Source organism: Thermobifida alba (genome assembly GCF_023208015.1).
Taxonomy (GTDB): domain Bacteria; phylum Actinomycetota; class Actinomycetes; order Streptosporangiales; family Streptosporangiaceae; genus Thermobifida; species Thermobifida alba.
The window spans coordinates 248152-262244 of record NZ_CP051627.1; the positions used below are offsets into that span (position 1 = coordinate 248152).

12 protein-coding genes and 1 pseudogene are annotated in these 14093 nt (G+C 78.1%); 12 read left to right on the forward strand and 1 reads right to left on the reverse strand.

Going from position 1 to position 14093, the window contains the following annotated elements:
- The first annotated feature begins 13 nt into the window (after positions 1–13).
- Positions 14–970 (forward strand): Rieske (2Fe-2S) protein, encoded by a 957-nt coding sequence (locus FOF52_RS01095; RefSeq protein ID WP_248591961.1) that lies wholly within the window; start codon positions 14–16, stop codon positions 968–970.
- 107 nt (positions 971–1077) lie between these two features.
- Here FOF52_RS01095 and FOF52_RS22080 read toward each other — a convergent pair.
- A pseudogene (locus FOF52_RS22080) lies at positions 1078–1481 on the reverse strand (DUF6098 family protein); the annotation flags it as partial.
- Between the two features lie 142 nt (positions 1482–1623).
- On the opposite strand from FOF52_RS22080, the gene FOF52_RS01100 reads away from it, so the two are divergent.
- The 11 genes from FOF52_RS01100 (at position 1624) to FOF52_RS01150 (ending at position 13872) form a co-directional block, all read left to right on the forward strand.
- A complete protein-coding gene (locus FOF52_RS01100) occupies positions 1624–3270 on the forward strand; it encodes a carbamoyltransferase family protein (RefSeq protein ID WP_248591962.1) in 1647 nt (548 codons plus the stop codon).
- A 3-nt stretch (positions 3271–3273) separates the two neighbouring features.
- Positions 3274–4812, forward strand: a complete 1539-nt coding sequence (locus tag FOF52_RS01105) for an HAD-IIIA family hydrolase (RefSeq protein ID WP_248591963.1) — start codon at positions 3274–3276, stop codon at positions 4810–4812.
- Between the two features lie 125 nt (positions 4813–4937).
- Positions 4938–5990: a glycosyltransferase family 9 protein gene (locus FOF52_RS01110; RefSeq protein ID WP_248593708.1), complete on the forward strand. Its 1053-nt coding sequence runs from the start codon at positions 4938–4940 to the stop codon at positions 5988–5990.
- Positions 5987–7021: a glycosyltransferase gene (locus FOF52_RS01115; protein WP_425265513.1), complete on the forward strand. Its 1035-nt coding sequence runs from the start codon at positions 5987–5989 to the stop codon at positions 7019–7021. The genes FOF52_RS01110 and FOF52_RS01115 overlap by 4 nt, the downstream gene beginning before the upstream one ends.
- The gene (locus FOF52_RS01120) at positions 7018–8283 is read left to right on the forward strand and encodes a glycosyltransferase (protein ID WP_248591964.1); all 1266 of its coding nucleotides are present in this window, start codon (positions 7018–7020) and stop codon (positions 8281–8283) included. Before FOF52_RS01115 ends, FOF52_RS01120 begins: the two co-directional genes overlap by 4 nt.
- Before the next feature lie 2 nt (positions 8284–8285).
- Complete coding sequence (locus tag FOF52_RS01125) at positions 8286–8885, forward strand: D-sedoheptulose-7-phosphate isomerase (protein WP_248591965.1); 600 nt, start codon at positions 8286–8288, stop codon at positions 8883–8885.
- Positions 8882–10264 (forward strand): PfkB family carbohydrate kinase, encoded by a 1383-nt coding sequence (locus FOF52_RS01130; protein ID WP_248591966.1) that lies wholly within the window; start codon positions 8882–8884, stop codon positions 10262–10264. Before FOF52_RS01125 ends, FOF52_RS01130 begins: the two co-directional genes overlap by 4 nt.
- A gap of 42 nt (positions 10265–10306) precedes the next feature.
- On the forward strand, positions 10307–10996 hold the full coding sequence (locus FOF52_RS01135) for an SDR family oxidoreductase (RefSeq protein ID WP_248591967.1): 690 nt from the start codon (positions 10307–10309) through the stop codon (positions 10994–10996).
- Positions 10997–11061: 65 nt separating this feature from the next.
- Positions 11062–12048, forward strand: coding sequence for a UDP-glucuronic acid decarboxylase family protein (locus tag FOF52_RS01140; protein WP_248591968.1), 987 nt, complete (start codon positions 11062–11064; stop codon positions 12046–12048).
- Between the two features lie 49 nt (positions 12049–12097).
- Positions 12098–12976, forward strand: coding sequence for a glycosyltransferase family 2 protein (locus tag FOF52_RS01145; RefSeq protein WP_248591969.1), 879 nt, complete (start codon positions 12098–12100; stop codon positions 12974–12976).
- Positions 12973–13872 (forward strand): glycosyltransferase family 2 protein, encoded by a 900-nt coding sequence (locus FOF52_RS01150; RefSeq protein ID WP_248591970.1) that lies wholly within the window; start codon positions 12973–12975, stop codon positions 13870–13872. Before FOF52_RS01145 ends, FOF52_RS01150 begins: the two co-directional genes overlap by 4 nt.
- Positions 13873–14093: the final 221 nt, after the last annotated feature.

Genomic DNA, 14093 nt, shown 5'->3' on the forward strand with positions numbered 1-14093 from the left:
TAGCCGGGCGCCCATGAGACTCGGTGAACCCATTCGCAAGATCGAGCGGTACGAGCGCCTGGACCGGATCGCGGCCTTCGCCAAACAGCTGGTGGACCGCGCCATACCCGAGGGGGGCAAGGCCCGTGACCTGCTGCACGGCGTGCCCCTCGGCCACCCGGCGCACCCGGTGCTGGTGCAGGTGCCGATCGGCGCGTGGCTGTCGGCGACGCTGCTGGACATGGTGCCCGGCAGCGGTCCCGGGCTGCGCCGCTCGGCGCACCTGCTGGTCAACGTCGGCCTGCTGGCGGCCGTCCCGACGGCGGTGGCCGGGTGGGTGGACCTGACCCGGCAGCACGAGCGCCAGCAGCGCACCGGCGTGGTCCACGCGCTGACCAACGGCGCGGGCATCGCGCTGTTCGGACTGTCCTCGCTGGCGCGCTCCCGGGGGCAGCACCCGATGGGGGCGCTGCTCGGCGCGATGGGCATGGGCGCCGTCGCGGTCGGCGGGATGCTCGGCGGCCACCTGTCCTACTACCGGGCCAGCGGAGCCAACCGCGCCGACTACCTGATCGACCGGATGCCGTCCGACTGGCAGGAGATCGGCCGGGTCGAGGACTTCCCGGAGGGCAGGCCCACCCGCGCCGACGTCGGCGAGGTGCCGCTGGCGGTGGTGCGCACCGGCGGCCAGGTCCGCGCGCTCGTGGGCGTCTGCGCCCACCTGGGCGGGCCGCTGGACCAGGGGGAGATCGTCGACGGGGACTGCATCCGCTGCCCCTGGCACGGCAGCACCTTCCGCGCCGCCGACGGCGTGGTGGTCCACGGCCCGGCCACCGCGGCCCAGCCGATGATGGAGGTGTCGGTGCGCAACGGGGTGGTGCGGGTGCGCCGCCCCAAGGACCGCCCCGTCATGGAGGTGCCCCGTCCCCGGGACGAGACCCGGGAACGGACCAGGGCCAAGGCCCGCGGCGGGAGCCCCGCCACCGGGTGAGGCCCGCCCGGCCGCCGGGGGCGCGGCAGCGCTCCCGGCGGCCGGGGACGGCCCGGCCCGGGGCAGTCCGCGGAGCCGCGGCCCACGTCGAAGCGCGCGGCGTAGCGGTCGCGGGCCTGGTCCACCGCGGCCCGCGACAGCCGGGCCACCGGCACCGCGTCGGCCAGCAGCGGCTCGTGGTCGGGGCCGCGGCCGACGACCCGGCCCGACAGCACCCAGGCGGCGCGGTCGTCCGCCGCGTCGGTGAGCTCCACGTACGTGCAGATCTGGCGGGCCAGCCAGTCGGCGAGGGGCGGGTCCACCACGGCTGCGGGGTCAGCACGGTCGCCGACAGCCCCGGCAGCGCCAGACCGCTCTCGTAGTCCCGGCTGGTCTCGGCCGCGTCGGCGTCCGGCCCCCGCGAGTGGCGCAGGTACAGCGGCCGGTCCGCCCCGCCGACCAGTGCCGCCAGCGCGTCCAGACCCTCCACCACCCGGATGCGCGCCCCGGGCGTCCCGGACGAAGTGCCCATGTCCCGCCCCTACCCCGGCCCCGCCCCGCCCTACCCCGGCACCGCTGGTCGTGCCCGTTTTGGCGGGGTTGGCGACGCAGTGTTTGAGAAGCGCTTCTCCTGGTAGTCGATGCTCCGTTACGAGGCGAGAGGGGACGACCTGATGCGATTCCTCGGCGTCAACGCCGTTTTTCACGATCCGGCAGCCGCGCTCGTCGTCGACGGGAGGATCGTGGCGGCGGCCGAAGAGGAGCGGTTCAGCAGGCGCAAGCACGGCAAGGAGGCCGTGCCGTTCTCCGCGTGGGAGCTGCCCGTCCAGGCCATGCGGTGGTGCCTGGCCGAGGCCGGGCTGCGCGCCGAGGAGCTCGACGCCGTCGGCTACTCCTACGATCCCGCCCTCGTGGTGCCCGACGGCCCCGGACAGGACCCGCCCTGGGAGAGGCTGCGCACCCTCTACGCCCGCCGCGCCCCCGCGTTCCTGGCCGCCGCCCTGCCCGGCCTGGACCCGGCCCGGGTGCGGCACATCCCGCACCACGTGGCGCACGCCGCCTCCGCGGGGCTGGCCGCCCCGCCCGCGGGCGGCAGCGCCGACAGCGCCGTGTTCGTCGCCGACGGCCGCGGCGAGGCCGCCTCCCACCTGGCCGGGGTCTACACCGGCGGCGAGCTGGAGGTGCTGGTCCGCCAGGAGCTGCCGCACTCCCTGGGGCTGATGTACGAGGACCTCACCGAGCACCTGGGGTTCCGCCGCTCCAGCGACGAGTACAAGGTGATGGCGCTGGCCTCCTACGGCCGCCCCCGCATGCTCGCCGAACTGCGCGACCTGGTCCGCTACGAGGGCGGCGGGCGCATCCACGTCGCCGACGTCGACTGGGGCGCCCTCGCCAAGCGCCGCGACCCCGACCAGGAGTACACCGCCGACCACGCCGACCTGGCCGCCAGCGTGCAGCGCCGCCTGGAGGAGGTGCTGCTGGACGTCCTCGGCTGGCTGCACGAACGCACCGGGCAGTCCCGGCTGACCCTGGCGGGCGGGGTGGCGCTCAACTGCGTGGCCAACACGCGGATCGCCGCGGAGGGCCCGTTCACCGACGTGTGGGTGCAGCCCGCCGCGGGCGACGCGGGCACGGCGCTGGGCTGCGCGCTGCACCTCGCCGCCGAGGCGGGGGAGCCGATCACCCCGATGCGCGGCGCCGACCTGGGCCGCTCCTGGACCGACGCGGAGCTCGCCGCGGTCCTGGCGCAGGCCGACGTCGCCCACGAACGCCCCGCCGACCTCGCCGACACGGTCGCCGCGGCGCTGGCCGACAACAGGCTCGTCGCCTGGTTCCAGGGCCGCGCCGAGTTCGGGCCGCGCGCCCTGGGGCACCGCTCCCTGCTCGCCCACCCCGGCGACGCCGCCAACCCGGAACGCCTCAACCGGGTCAAGGGCCGCGAGCAGTTCCGGCCCGTGGCGCCGATGGTGCTGGCCGAGCGGGCCGCCGACGTCTTCAGCCGCGGGCCGCTGCCCAGCCCGTACATGCTGTTCGTGCACGACGTGGCGCCCGCGTGGCGCGACCGCATCCCCGCCGTGGTGCACGTCGACGGGACCGCCCGCGTGCAGACCGTGGACGCCGCCGCCGAACCGCTCCTCGCCCGCCTGCTGGAGCGTTTCGAGGCCCGCACCGGACTGCCGGTCCTGGTCAACACCAGCCTCAACACGGCGGGACGGCCCATGGTGGACTCCCCGCACGACGCGCTGGAGTGCTTCGGCTCCGCGCCCGTGGACCTGCTCGTCCTCGGCCCCTACGTCGTCCGACGGCACGGAAGGGGCTGACCCGTGCCGCGGACCGACTACGCGGTGGTCGTCCCCACCGTGGGACGCCCCAGCCTGCGACGGGTGCTGCGCCCCCTGCTGGAGGCCGCCCCCGAGGACGCGCCGGCCGAAATCGTCGTGGTCGACGACCGGCCCGACCCGGACGCGGAGCCGCTGGTGCTGCCCGACGCGCCGCTGCTGCGCCTGCTGCGGTCCGGCGGCCACGGCCCCGCCGTGGCCCGGGAGGTGGGCTGGCGCGCCACCGACGCCGCGTGGGTGGTGTTCCTCGACGACGACGTGGAGCCGCCTGCGGACTGGCCGCGGCGGCTCCGCGCCGACCTGGCGGACCTGCCTGACGACGTGGCGGGCAGCCAGGGCCGCATCGAGGTGCCGCTGCCGGACGGGCACCGCCCCACCGACGCCGAACGCGCCGCCCTGGGACTGCGCGGCGCCCGCTGGATCACCGCCGACATGGCCTACCGGCGCACCGCCCTGCACCGGGCCGGCGGGTTCGACCCCCGCTTCCCCCGCGCCTACCGGGAGGACACCGACCTGGCGCTGCGCGTCCTGGACGCCGGGTACCGCCTGGTGCGCGGCGCACGGGTGTGTGCGCACCCGCCGCGGCCGGGCGGACGCTGGGCGAGCCTGCGCGCGCAGCGCGGCAACGCCGACGACGCGCTGATGCGGCGGCTGCACGGGCCGCGCTGGCGCGACCGCGTGGGGGAGGCGCCCGGCCGGCTCCGCCGGCACGCGGCGACCACCGCGGTCCTGGCCGCGGGCCTGGCCGCCGCCGTCGCGGGACGCCGCCGCCTCAGTGCGGTGCTGGGCGGGCTGTGGCTGGCCCGCACCGCCGAGTTCGCGTGGCGGCGCACCAGCCCCGGGCCGCGCACCGCCGCCGAGGTCACCGACATGGCCGTCACCAGCGCCCTCATCCCGCCGCTGGCGTGCGCGCAGCGGCTGTACGGCGAACTGCGCGCCGCCCGCCTGGCCGGGGCCGAGCCCCCGCTGCGGGCGGTCCTGTTCGACCGCGACGGCACCCTCGTGGAGGACGTGCCCTACAACGGCGACCCCGAGAAGGTGCGCCCCCGCCCCACCGCCCGCGCCGCCGTGGCGCTGGCCCGCCGCGCGGGCCTGCGGGTGGGGGTGGTCACCAACCAGTCGGGGATCGCGCGGGGCCTGCTCACCCGCGCCCAGGTCGACGCGGTCAACGCCCGCGTCGACGCGCTCCTCGGCCCCTTCGACGTGTGGCGGGTCTGCCCGCACGCCGAGGAGGACCGCTGCCGCTGCCGCAAACCCGCCCCCGGCATGGTCGAGGACGCCGCCGCCGCGCTGGGCCTGCGCCCCCGCGACTGCGCGGTCGTCGGCGACATCGGCGCCGACATGGCCGCCGCCGCGGCGGCCGGGGCCCGCGGCGTGCTCGTGCCCACCCCCGCCACCCTCGACGCCGAACGGCGGGCCGCGCCGCGCACGGCGACCGACCTGCTCGGCGCCGTGCGGCTGCTGGTCGACGCGCACGTACCCGACAGAGCGGAGGAACGGGTGTGGTTTCCGTCACGCGGCTGACCCCGCAGCAGGCCGACGCGGTCCGGGCGGACCCGCGGCCGCAGAGCCGGTCCGCGGTGGGCCGCCGACCCGCCGCGGCCCCGCCCGCCCGGCGGCGCGTCCCGCCCCCGCCGCGCCGCACGCCCGTGCCGCAGCGCCGCGCGGCGGGGGGACGGGACGGGGCCGGCGGCCCGACCGTCCTGGTCGCGCGGCTGGACAGCCTCGGCGACGTGCTGCTGGCCGGTCCGGCCGTCCGGGCGGTGGCGCGCACCGCCCGGCGGGTGGTGCTGCTGGCCGGGCCGCGGGGCGCTGCGGCGGGTCGGATGCTGCCCGGCGTGGACCGGGTCGTCGAGTGGTGCGCGCCGTGGATCGACGCCGACCCGCCGCCGGTGGACCGCGCCGCCGTCGCGGCGCTGTGCGCCCGGGTGCGCGCCGAACGCCCCGACGCCGCGCTGATCCTCACCTCCTTCCACCAGTCGCCGCTGCCGCTGGCGCTGCTGCTGCGGCTGGCCGGGGTGCCGTGGATCGGCGCGGTCAGCACCGACTACCCGGGAAGCCTGCTGGACCTGCGGCACCGCGTCCCCGACGGGATTCCCGAGGCGGAGCGGATGCTGTCGCTGGCCGAAGCCGCCGGATACCGGCTCGGCGAGGGCGACGCCGGACGGCTCGCGGTGCGCCGCCCCCTGCCCGACACCACCGGCCTGACCGGGCCGGGCGGGTACGTGGCGGTGCACGTCGGCGCGTCGGCGCCCGCGCGGCGGCTGCCGCTGCGGCTGGCCGTCGACACCACCGCGGCGCTGACCGCCGCGGGCGTCCGGGTGGTGGTGACCGCCTCCGCCGAGGACAAGGCGGACGCCGCGGCCGTCGCGGAGGCCGGGGCCGTGGACCTGGCCGGACGCACCGACCTGCCGGAGCTCGCCGACGTGCTGGACCGCGCCGCGGTGCTCGTCGCCGGGAACACCGGCCCCGCCCACCTGGCCGCCGCCGTGCACACCCCCGTGGTGTCGCTGTTCTCCCCGGTCGTGCCCGCCTCGGCGTGGGCGCCCTACGGCACCCGGCTGCGGCTGCTCGGCGACCAGACGCAGCGGTGCGCCCACACCCGCGCCCGCCTGTGCCCCGTCCCCGGACACCCCTGCCTGAACTCGGTCACCGCCGACGAGGTGGTGCGGGCCGTGCGCGACCTGATGGAGGACCGGTGACGCAGCTGGGAGACCGCCCGCCGACGCCCGCCGCGGCCGCCCGCGGCGCGGCGCCGCGCCGCACCCTGCGCATCCTCCTGTGGCACGTGCACGGCTCGTGGACCACGTCGTTCGTGCACGGCGGCCACGTGTGCCTGCTGCCGGTCACCCCCGACCGCGGCCCCGACGGCCGGGGCCGCGCCGCCACCTGGACGTGGCCGGACAACGCCGTGGAGGTGCCCTGGGAGCGGCTGCGCGACACCGACGTGGACCTCGTCCTCGCGCAGCGCCCGCACGAACTGGACCTGGCCGAACGCCTGCTGGGCCGCCGTATCGGCCGCGACCTGCCCGCGGTCTACGTGGAGCACAACACGCCCCGCGGCGACGTGCCGCACACCCGGCACCCGCTGGCCGACCGCGACGACGTCACGATCGTGCACGTCACCCACTTCAACGCGCTGTTCTGGGACAACGGGCGCGCCCCGGTCGCGGTGGTCGAGCACGGCGTCGCCGACCCCGGCCACCGCTACACCGGACGCCGCGCCCGGGCGGGCGCGGTGGTCAACGAACCGCTGCGGCGCTGGCGGACCACCGGAACCGACCTGCTGCCGCGCATCGCGCGCAGCGCGCCGCTGGACCTGTTCGGCATGGGGGTCGCCGACGCGCCCGCCCGGCTGGGCCTGCCGCCGGACCTGCTGCGCGTCCACGAGGACCTGCCGCAGCACGCCATGCACGAGCGGCTCGCGCACTGCCGCGCCTACGTCCACCCGGTCCGGTGGACGTCGCTGGGCCTGTCCCTGATCGAGGCGATGATGCTGGGCCTGCCCGTGGCGGTCCTGGGGACCACCGAGGCCCACGAGGCGGTGCCGCCGGAGGCGGGCGTCGTCACGACCCGGATCGACCGGCTGTGCGCGGCGCTGCGCGACTTCCTCGCCGACCCCGGGCTCGCCCGCGCGACGGGGGCGGCGGCCCGCGCGGCGGCCCTGCGCAGGTACGGACTCGCCCGGTTCCACTCCGACTGGGACCGGCTGCTCCAGGAGGTGACACGGTGAGGATCGCCATGGTCTCCGAGCACGCCAGCCCGCTGGCGGCGCTCGGCGGAGAGGACGCGGGAGGGCAGAACGTCCACGTGGCCGAGCTCTCCCTGGCGTTGGCCCGGCGGGGGCACGAGGTGGTGGTGTACACCCGCCGCACCGACGGGGACGCCCCCGAGGAGGCGGCCCTGGGCCCCGGCGTGCGGGTGCGGCACGTGGCCGCGGGGCCCCCGGTGGAGATCGGCAAGGACGACCTGCTGCCGCACATGCCGGAGTTCGCCCGGCGGCTGCGCGCCGCATGGGCCCGGGACGCGCCCGACGTGGTGCACGCCCACTTCTGGATGAGCGGTGCGGCGGCCCTGCACGCCGCCCGGGACACGGGTGTCGCCGTCGTGCAGACCTTCCACGCCCTCGGCGTGACCAAACGCCGCCACCAGGGGGCCGCCGACACCAGCCCGCCCGAGCGGATCGCCGCGGAGCGGTCCGTGGCGCTGGGCGCGGCCCTGGTCCTGGCCACCTCCACCGAGGAGCAGCGGGAGCTGCGCTCCTGGGGGGTGGACCCCGCCCGCATCCGGGTGGTGCCCTGCGGTGTGGACCCGGAGCGCTTCACCCCCCAGGGGCCGTGCGCGCCGCGCGGCGAGCGGCCGCGCCTGGTCAGCCTGGGCCGCCTGGTGCCGCGCAAGGGCGTGGACACCGTCATCCGGGCGCTGCCCGCGGTCCCCGACGCCGAACTGCTCGTCGCCGGCGGCCCCGACGCCGCCGCGCTGCGTACCGACCCCGAGGCGGTGCGGCTGCACCGGATCGCCCGCGAGACGGGCGTGGCCGACCGGGTGCGCTTCCTGGGCCGGGTGGCCCGCGAGGACGTCCCGGCCCTGCTGCGCTCCGCCGACGCCGCCGTCAACGTCCCCTGGTACGAGCCGTTCGGGATGAGCACCGTGGAGGCGATGGCCTGCGGCGTCCCCGTGGTCGCCTCCGACGTCGGCGGCCACCGCGACACCGTGGTGCACGAGGTCACCGGACTGCTCGTGCCGCCCCGCGACCCGGGCGCGCTCGGCGCGCACCTGCGGTTCCTGCTCGGCGACGTCGTCGCCGCCGAGAGCTACGGCATCGCCGGGGCGGACCGGGTCGCGGCCCGGTTCTCCTGGGAGGCCGTGGCCCGCGGCACCGAGGAGTGCTACACCGAGGCGCTGCGCCTGGCCGGCCGCCCCCTCCTCGTCCCCGAGCAGGCGCCGTCGCGCCCCCACGCCCTGGCCGCGCCCAACAGTCCGGGAGGGGAGTAGCCATGCACGCCCGCCTGGCGGAACTGCGGGAGGCCCTGGCGGCCACCGACGCCGCACGGGTCGAGGAGTGGGGGCGCACCGCCGCCGCCGCGCTCAGCTCCGGCCGCCGCCTCTTCGCCTGCGGCAACGGGGGCAGCGCCGCCGAAGCCCAGCACCTCACCGCGGAGCTGACCGGCCGGTTCGAGGGCGAGCGCCGGCCCCTGTCGGCCATCGCCCTGCACGCCGAGACCTCCAGCCTCACCGCCATCGCCAACGACTACGGCTACCGGCAGGTCTACGCCCGGCAGCTGCGCGCCCACGCCCGCCCCGGCGACCTGCTGGTGTGCCTGTCCACCAGCGGCGCCAGCGCCAACGTCATCGCGGCGGCGCTGGCCGCCCGGGAACTCGGTGTCACCTGCTGGGCGCTGACCGGGGCCGCGCCCAGCGCGCTGGCCGCCGCCAGCGACGAGGCCGTGGCGGTGCCCGCCGCCCGCGCCGCCACCGTCCAGGAGGTCCACCTCGCCCTCGTCCACCTGTTCTGCGAGACCGTGGACGCGGCCCTGGCCCCCGCCGGGCCGCTGGCCCGGGTCGCGGGCAACGGCGACGGGGAGGCGTACCGGTGACGGCGCGGACCGGGCCGCTGGTGGTGGTCGGCGACGCCCTGCTCGACGTGGACCTGGACGGCACCTCCCGGCGCGACTGCCCGGACGCGCCCGGCGCGCCCGTGGTGGAGGACGCCCGCGCCCGGCACCGCCCCGGCGGGGCCGCCCTGGCCGCGTGGTGCGCCGCCCGGCACCACCGCCCCGTGGTGCTGGTCACCGCGCTCGGCCGCGACGCCGCCGGGCAGCGCCTCGCCGCACTGCTGGACGACGCGGTGGCCGTGGTGGCCCTGCCCCTGCTGGGACGCACCCCCGTCAAGACCCGCGTCCGCGCCGACGGGCGCACCGTGGCGCGCCTCGACGAGGGGGCGGGCCGCGCCGCGCCCCCCGCCGCGGCCGACCGGCTCGCCGAGGCCGTCGACGGCGCGGCGGCGGTCCTGGTCTCCGACTACGGCCGCGGCCTCGCCGACCTCGCCGGGGTGCGCGGCCTGCTCGCCGGCCTCGCCGGGACCGTGCCGGTCGTGTGGGACCCGCACCCGCGCGGCGGCCCCCCGGTGCCCGGGACGCGGCTGGCCACGCCCAACGCGGCCGAGGCGCGGGCCGGCGGCGTGCCCGCCGCCGCGCGCCGGGCGGCACGGCTGGCGCGGCACTGGCGGTGCGACTCGGTGGCGGTCACCCTCGGCGCGCGCGGCGCGGTGTGGGCGGACGCGCGGGGCGGCGTCCGGCACGTGCCCGCCGACCCGCTGCCCGGCGCGGGCGACGTCTGCGGCGCGGGTGACGCCTTCGCCGCGCACGCCGCCGCCGCCCTGGCCGACGGCCACCCCGCGGACCGGGCCGTGGCGCGGGCCGTGGCCGCGGCCACCGGGTTCGTGCGCGCGGGCGGCGCGGCCGCCGTCGGCCGCACCGGAACCGGCCGGACGCCCGCCGCGCCGACGGCGGTGCCCGGCGGCGACGCGCTGGCCGTGGCCGAGGAGACCCGCGCCCGGGGCGGGCGCGTCGTCGCCGCGGGCGGCTGCTTCGACGTGCTGCACGCCGGACACGTCAGCCTGCTGCGCCGGGCCCGCTCCCTGGGCGACTGCCTCGTCGTCTGCCTCAACGGCGACGCCTCGGTGCGCGCCCTGAAGGGGCCGGGCCGTCCCCTGGTCGGCCAGCACGACCGCGCGCACGTGCTGTCGGCGCTGGAGTGCGTGGACGCGGTGTGGGTCTTCGACGAGCCGACCCCGCTGGCGGCGCTGGAGCGCCTCCGCCCCGACGTGTGGGTCAAGGGCGGCGACTACACCGCCGACGACCTGCCCGAGACCCCGGTGGTGCGCCGCCACGGCGGCGAGGTGGTGTGCCTGCCGCTGCTGCCGGGACGCTCCACCACCGGACTGGTGCAGGCCGTGCGCGCCGCGCCCGGCTGACGCACCGCCCCGCCGACCGACGACCGACAGAAGGGAAACGCGATGCGCCCGTTGGGAAACACGCTGATCACCGGGGGCGCCTCCGGTCTGGGGGCGGCCGTGGCCGAGGCGGTGGAGGCCGCGGGCGGCACCCCGCTGGTGCTGGACCGCCACCACCCCGGCCGGGACTGGCCGTTCGCCAAGGCCGACCTGGTGGACCGGGAGGCCGCCGAACGCGCCGTGGCGGAGCTGGCGGAGCAGGCGGGGGGAAGGGTCGACGCCGTGGTCAACGCCGCCGGGACCGACGCCTGCGGACGCCTGGAGGACGTGCCCGCCGACGACTGGGAGCGGGTGGTCCGCGTCAACCTGCTCGGCACCGCCGCGGTGGTGCGCGCCGCGCTGCCGCACCTGCGCGCCAGCGGCGGCACCGTCGTCAACTGCGCGTCCACGCTGGGGCTGCGCGCCCTCAGCGACGCCTCCGCCTACTGCGCCTCCAAGTTCGGGGTGGTCGGGTTCACCCGGGCGCTCGCCGCGGAACTCGCCGGGCAGGTCGGCGTGACCCTGCTGGTGCCCGGCGGCATGGACACCGCGTTCTTCGACGGCCGCAGCGAACAGTACCGGCCCGGCCCCGACGCGAAGCTCAACCCGCCCGGGCACGTGGCGCGCGCCGTGCTGTTCGCGCTGCGCCAGCCGCCCGGCTGCGAGGTCCGCGAACTCGTCGTCTGCCCCTCCGAGGAGACGTCCTGGCCCTGATCGGACGGGGCCGGGCCCGGCCGCACCCGGTCGGCCCCGGCCCGCCGCCAACAGAGGAGACCGCTATGGCCCGAGGGCAGCGACCCGTCGCCCTGGTGACGGGCGGAGCCGGATTCATCGGCTCCCACCTGTGCGAACGACTGTCGGACGAGGGCATGGACGTGGTGTGCGCGGACAACTTCGCCACCGGCAGCGCCGCCAACGTCGTCCACCTGCTCGACCGTCCCGGCTTCCGCCTGGTCGAGGCGGACCTGACCGAACCGCTGGACCTGGACGGACCCTTCGGCTACGTGTTCCACCTGGCGTCGGCGGCCTCGCCCCGCGACTACCTGCGGCTGCCGGTGGAGACCCTGGAGGCGGGCAGTCTCGGCACCCGCAACGCCCTGGCGCTCGCCGAGGCGCACGGCGCCCGGTTCGTCCTCGCCTCCACCAGCGAGGTCTACGGCGACCCGCTGGAGTACCCGCAGCGCGAGGACTACTGGGGCAACGTCAACCCGGTGGGCCCGCGCAGCGTCTACGACGAGGCCAAACGCTACGCCGAGTCGCTGACGATGGCCTTCCGCCGCGCGCGCGGCACCGACGTGGGCATCGCGCGGATCTTCAACAGCTACGGGCCCCGGCTGCGCCCCGGCGACGGCCGTGTCGTGCCCACCTTCATCCGCCAGGCCCTCGACGGGGAGCCGCTCACCGTCGCCGGGGACGGCCGCCAGACCCGGTCGGTGTGCTACGTGGACGACACCGTGGCGGGACTGCTGGCGCTGGCCCGCAGCGACCTGACCGGCCCGGTCAACATCGGCAGCGACGAGGAGCTGTCGGTGCTGGCGCTGGCCCGTCTGGTCCGGGAGATCACCGGCTCGGACTCGCCGGTCGTCTTCGTGGACCGCCCCGTCGACGACCCGCGGTTCCGCCGCCCCGACATCACCCTGGCCGCCGAACGCCTCGGCTGGCGGCCCCGGGTGCTGCTGGAGGAAGGGCTGCGCCGCACCATCAACTACTTCCGCGCGCAGCGGGGACTGCCGCCCGTGTCCGAGTGGGTGGTCCCGGCGAACTGACCCGCACCTCCCCGCGCCGGGGAGGCCGCGAGGAGAAAGGGGAGAGCACGTGAGGCAGCACCGGGAGACGGGGGGACCGGTCACCGTCGTCGTCGCCACCCGCAACCGCAGGGAGGAGCTGCACCGGACGCTGCGCATGCTGGGGCGGCTGCGGCCCCGCCCGCCGGTGGTCGTCGTGGACAACGCCTCCACCGACGGCACCGCCGACTCGGTGCGCGACCTCTTCCCCGAGGTGCAGGTGGTGACGCTGGCCCGCAACGTCGGGGCCGCCGCCCGCAACGTCGGCGTGTCCCTGGCCCGCACCCCCTACGCCGCGTTCTGCGACGACGACTCCTGGTGGGAGCCGGGGGCGCTGGAGCGGGCGGCCGACGCCTTCGACGCCCACCCCCGGCTGGGGCTGGTGGCGGCGTCGGTGCGGGTCGGCGCGGAGGGCCGCCCCGACCCCCTCAACGAGCAGCTGGCGCGCGGGCTGGGCACCGTGCCGGGCCTGCCCGGCCCCCGCGTCCTGGGGTTCATGGCGTGCGCCGCGGTCGTGCGCGTCGCGGCGTTCGAGGAGGTCGGCGGGTTCAACCCGCTGCTGTTCTTCGCCGGGGAGGAGACCCTGCTCGCCCTGGACCTGGCCGCCGCCGGATGGGAGCCGTGCCACCTGCCGGAGGTGTGGGCCTGCCACCACCCCTCCGTGCGGCGGCCGCCCGGCCCGTGGCGGCGCCGCCTGGAGCAGCGCAACGCGGTGCTCACCATGTGGCTGCGCCGCCCCGTGCCGCGCGCGCTCGCCGCCACCGCGGACCTGGCCCGCCGCGCGCGGGCCGACGCCCCGGCCCGCGCGGCCCTCGCCGACGTGCTGCGCGCCCTGCCGCGCGTGCTCGCGGCCCGCCGCCGCCTGCCGCCGTCGGTGGAGGGCGACCTGCGCGTGCTGGAGGCGGGGTGAGCGCCGGGCCGCGGGTCGGCGTCGTGGTCATCACCCACCAGCGCCGCCCGGAGGTGCTGCACACCCTGCGCCGGCTGCGCGACCTGCCGGAGCGGCCCCCGGTCGTGGTGGTGGACAACGCCTCCACCGACGGCACCGCCGACGCGGTCGCCGCACAGCACCCGGAGGCGGCGCTCGTCCGCTCCCCGGTGAACCTGGGCGCGGTGGCCCGCAACGTCGGCGTGGAGGCGCTGGACACCCCGTACGTGGCGTTCTGCGACGACGACACCTGGTGGGAGCCGGGCTCGCTGGCGCGCGCCGCCGACCTGTTCGACGCCGACCCCCGGCTCGGCTGCCTGACCGCGCGCATCCTGGTGGAGCCGGAGGGGCGGGAGGACCCGATCACCCCGGAGCTGCGGGGCTCCCCGCTGCCGGGGCCGCCGGACCTGCCGGGGCCGGTGCTGCTGAGCGTGCTGGCGGGCGCGTCGGTGTTCCGGGTGAGCGCGTTCACCGAGGCCGGCGGGTTCTCCCCGCGGCTGTGGCTGGGCGGGGAGGAGGAGCTGCTGTCGCTGGACCTGGCCGCCGCCGGGTGGTGGATGTGCTGGGTGGAGGACATGGTGGTGCACCACGCCGCGTCCCGGGTGCGCGACAGCCGTGTCCGCCGCCGCCTGGGCATCCGCAACACGCTGTGGACGGCGTGGCTGCGCCGCCCGGCGGGCGGGGCGCTGCTGCGCACCGGCGCGGTGCTGCGCGCCGTGCCCCGGGACGCGACCAGCCTGCGGGCGGTGGCCGAGGCGGCAGCGGGCCTGCCGTGGGTCCTGCGGGAGCGCCGCCCCGTGCCGTACTCGGTCGAACGGGGCCTGCGGATGCTCGCCGAACCCCAGCGGCACTCCCGGGCGCGGCGCTACGTGGGCTGAGCACCGCCGTTGGTCTTGACACGAGCGGGCACCAGGTCGCCTTCGTGCCAACCGGTGGGTGCGAGCCGGTCGGCGGGCGGCTGCGGGGCGGGGTGCGGGTGGGTGCTGGACCAGCGGGTGTGTTTCGGCCGGGAGGCCCGGCAGCCTTGTCCGAGCCCCGGGGTCTCGGAGGGGTTGTCGGGTGGCGGGTGTGCGGGGGTGAAGCGCCGCGGGGCTGGGAA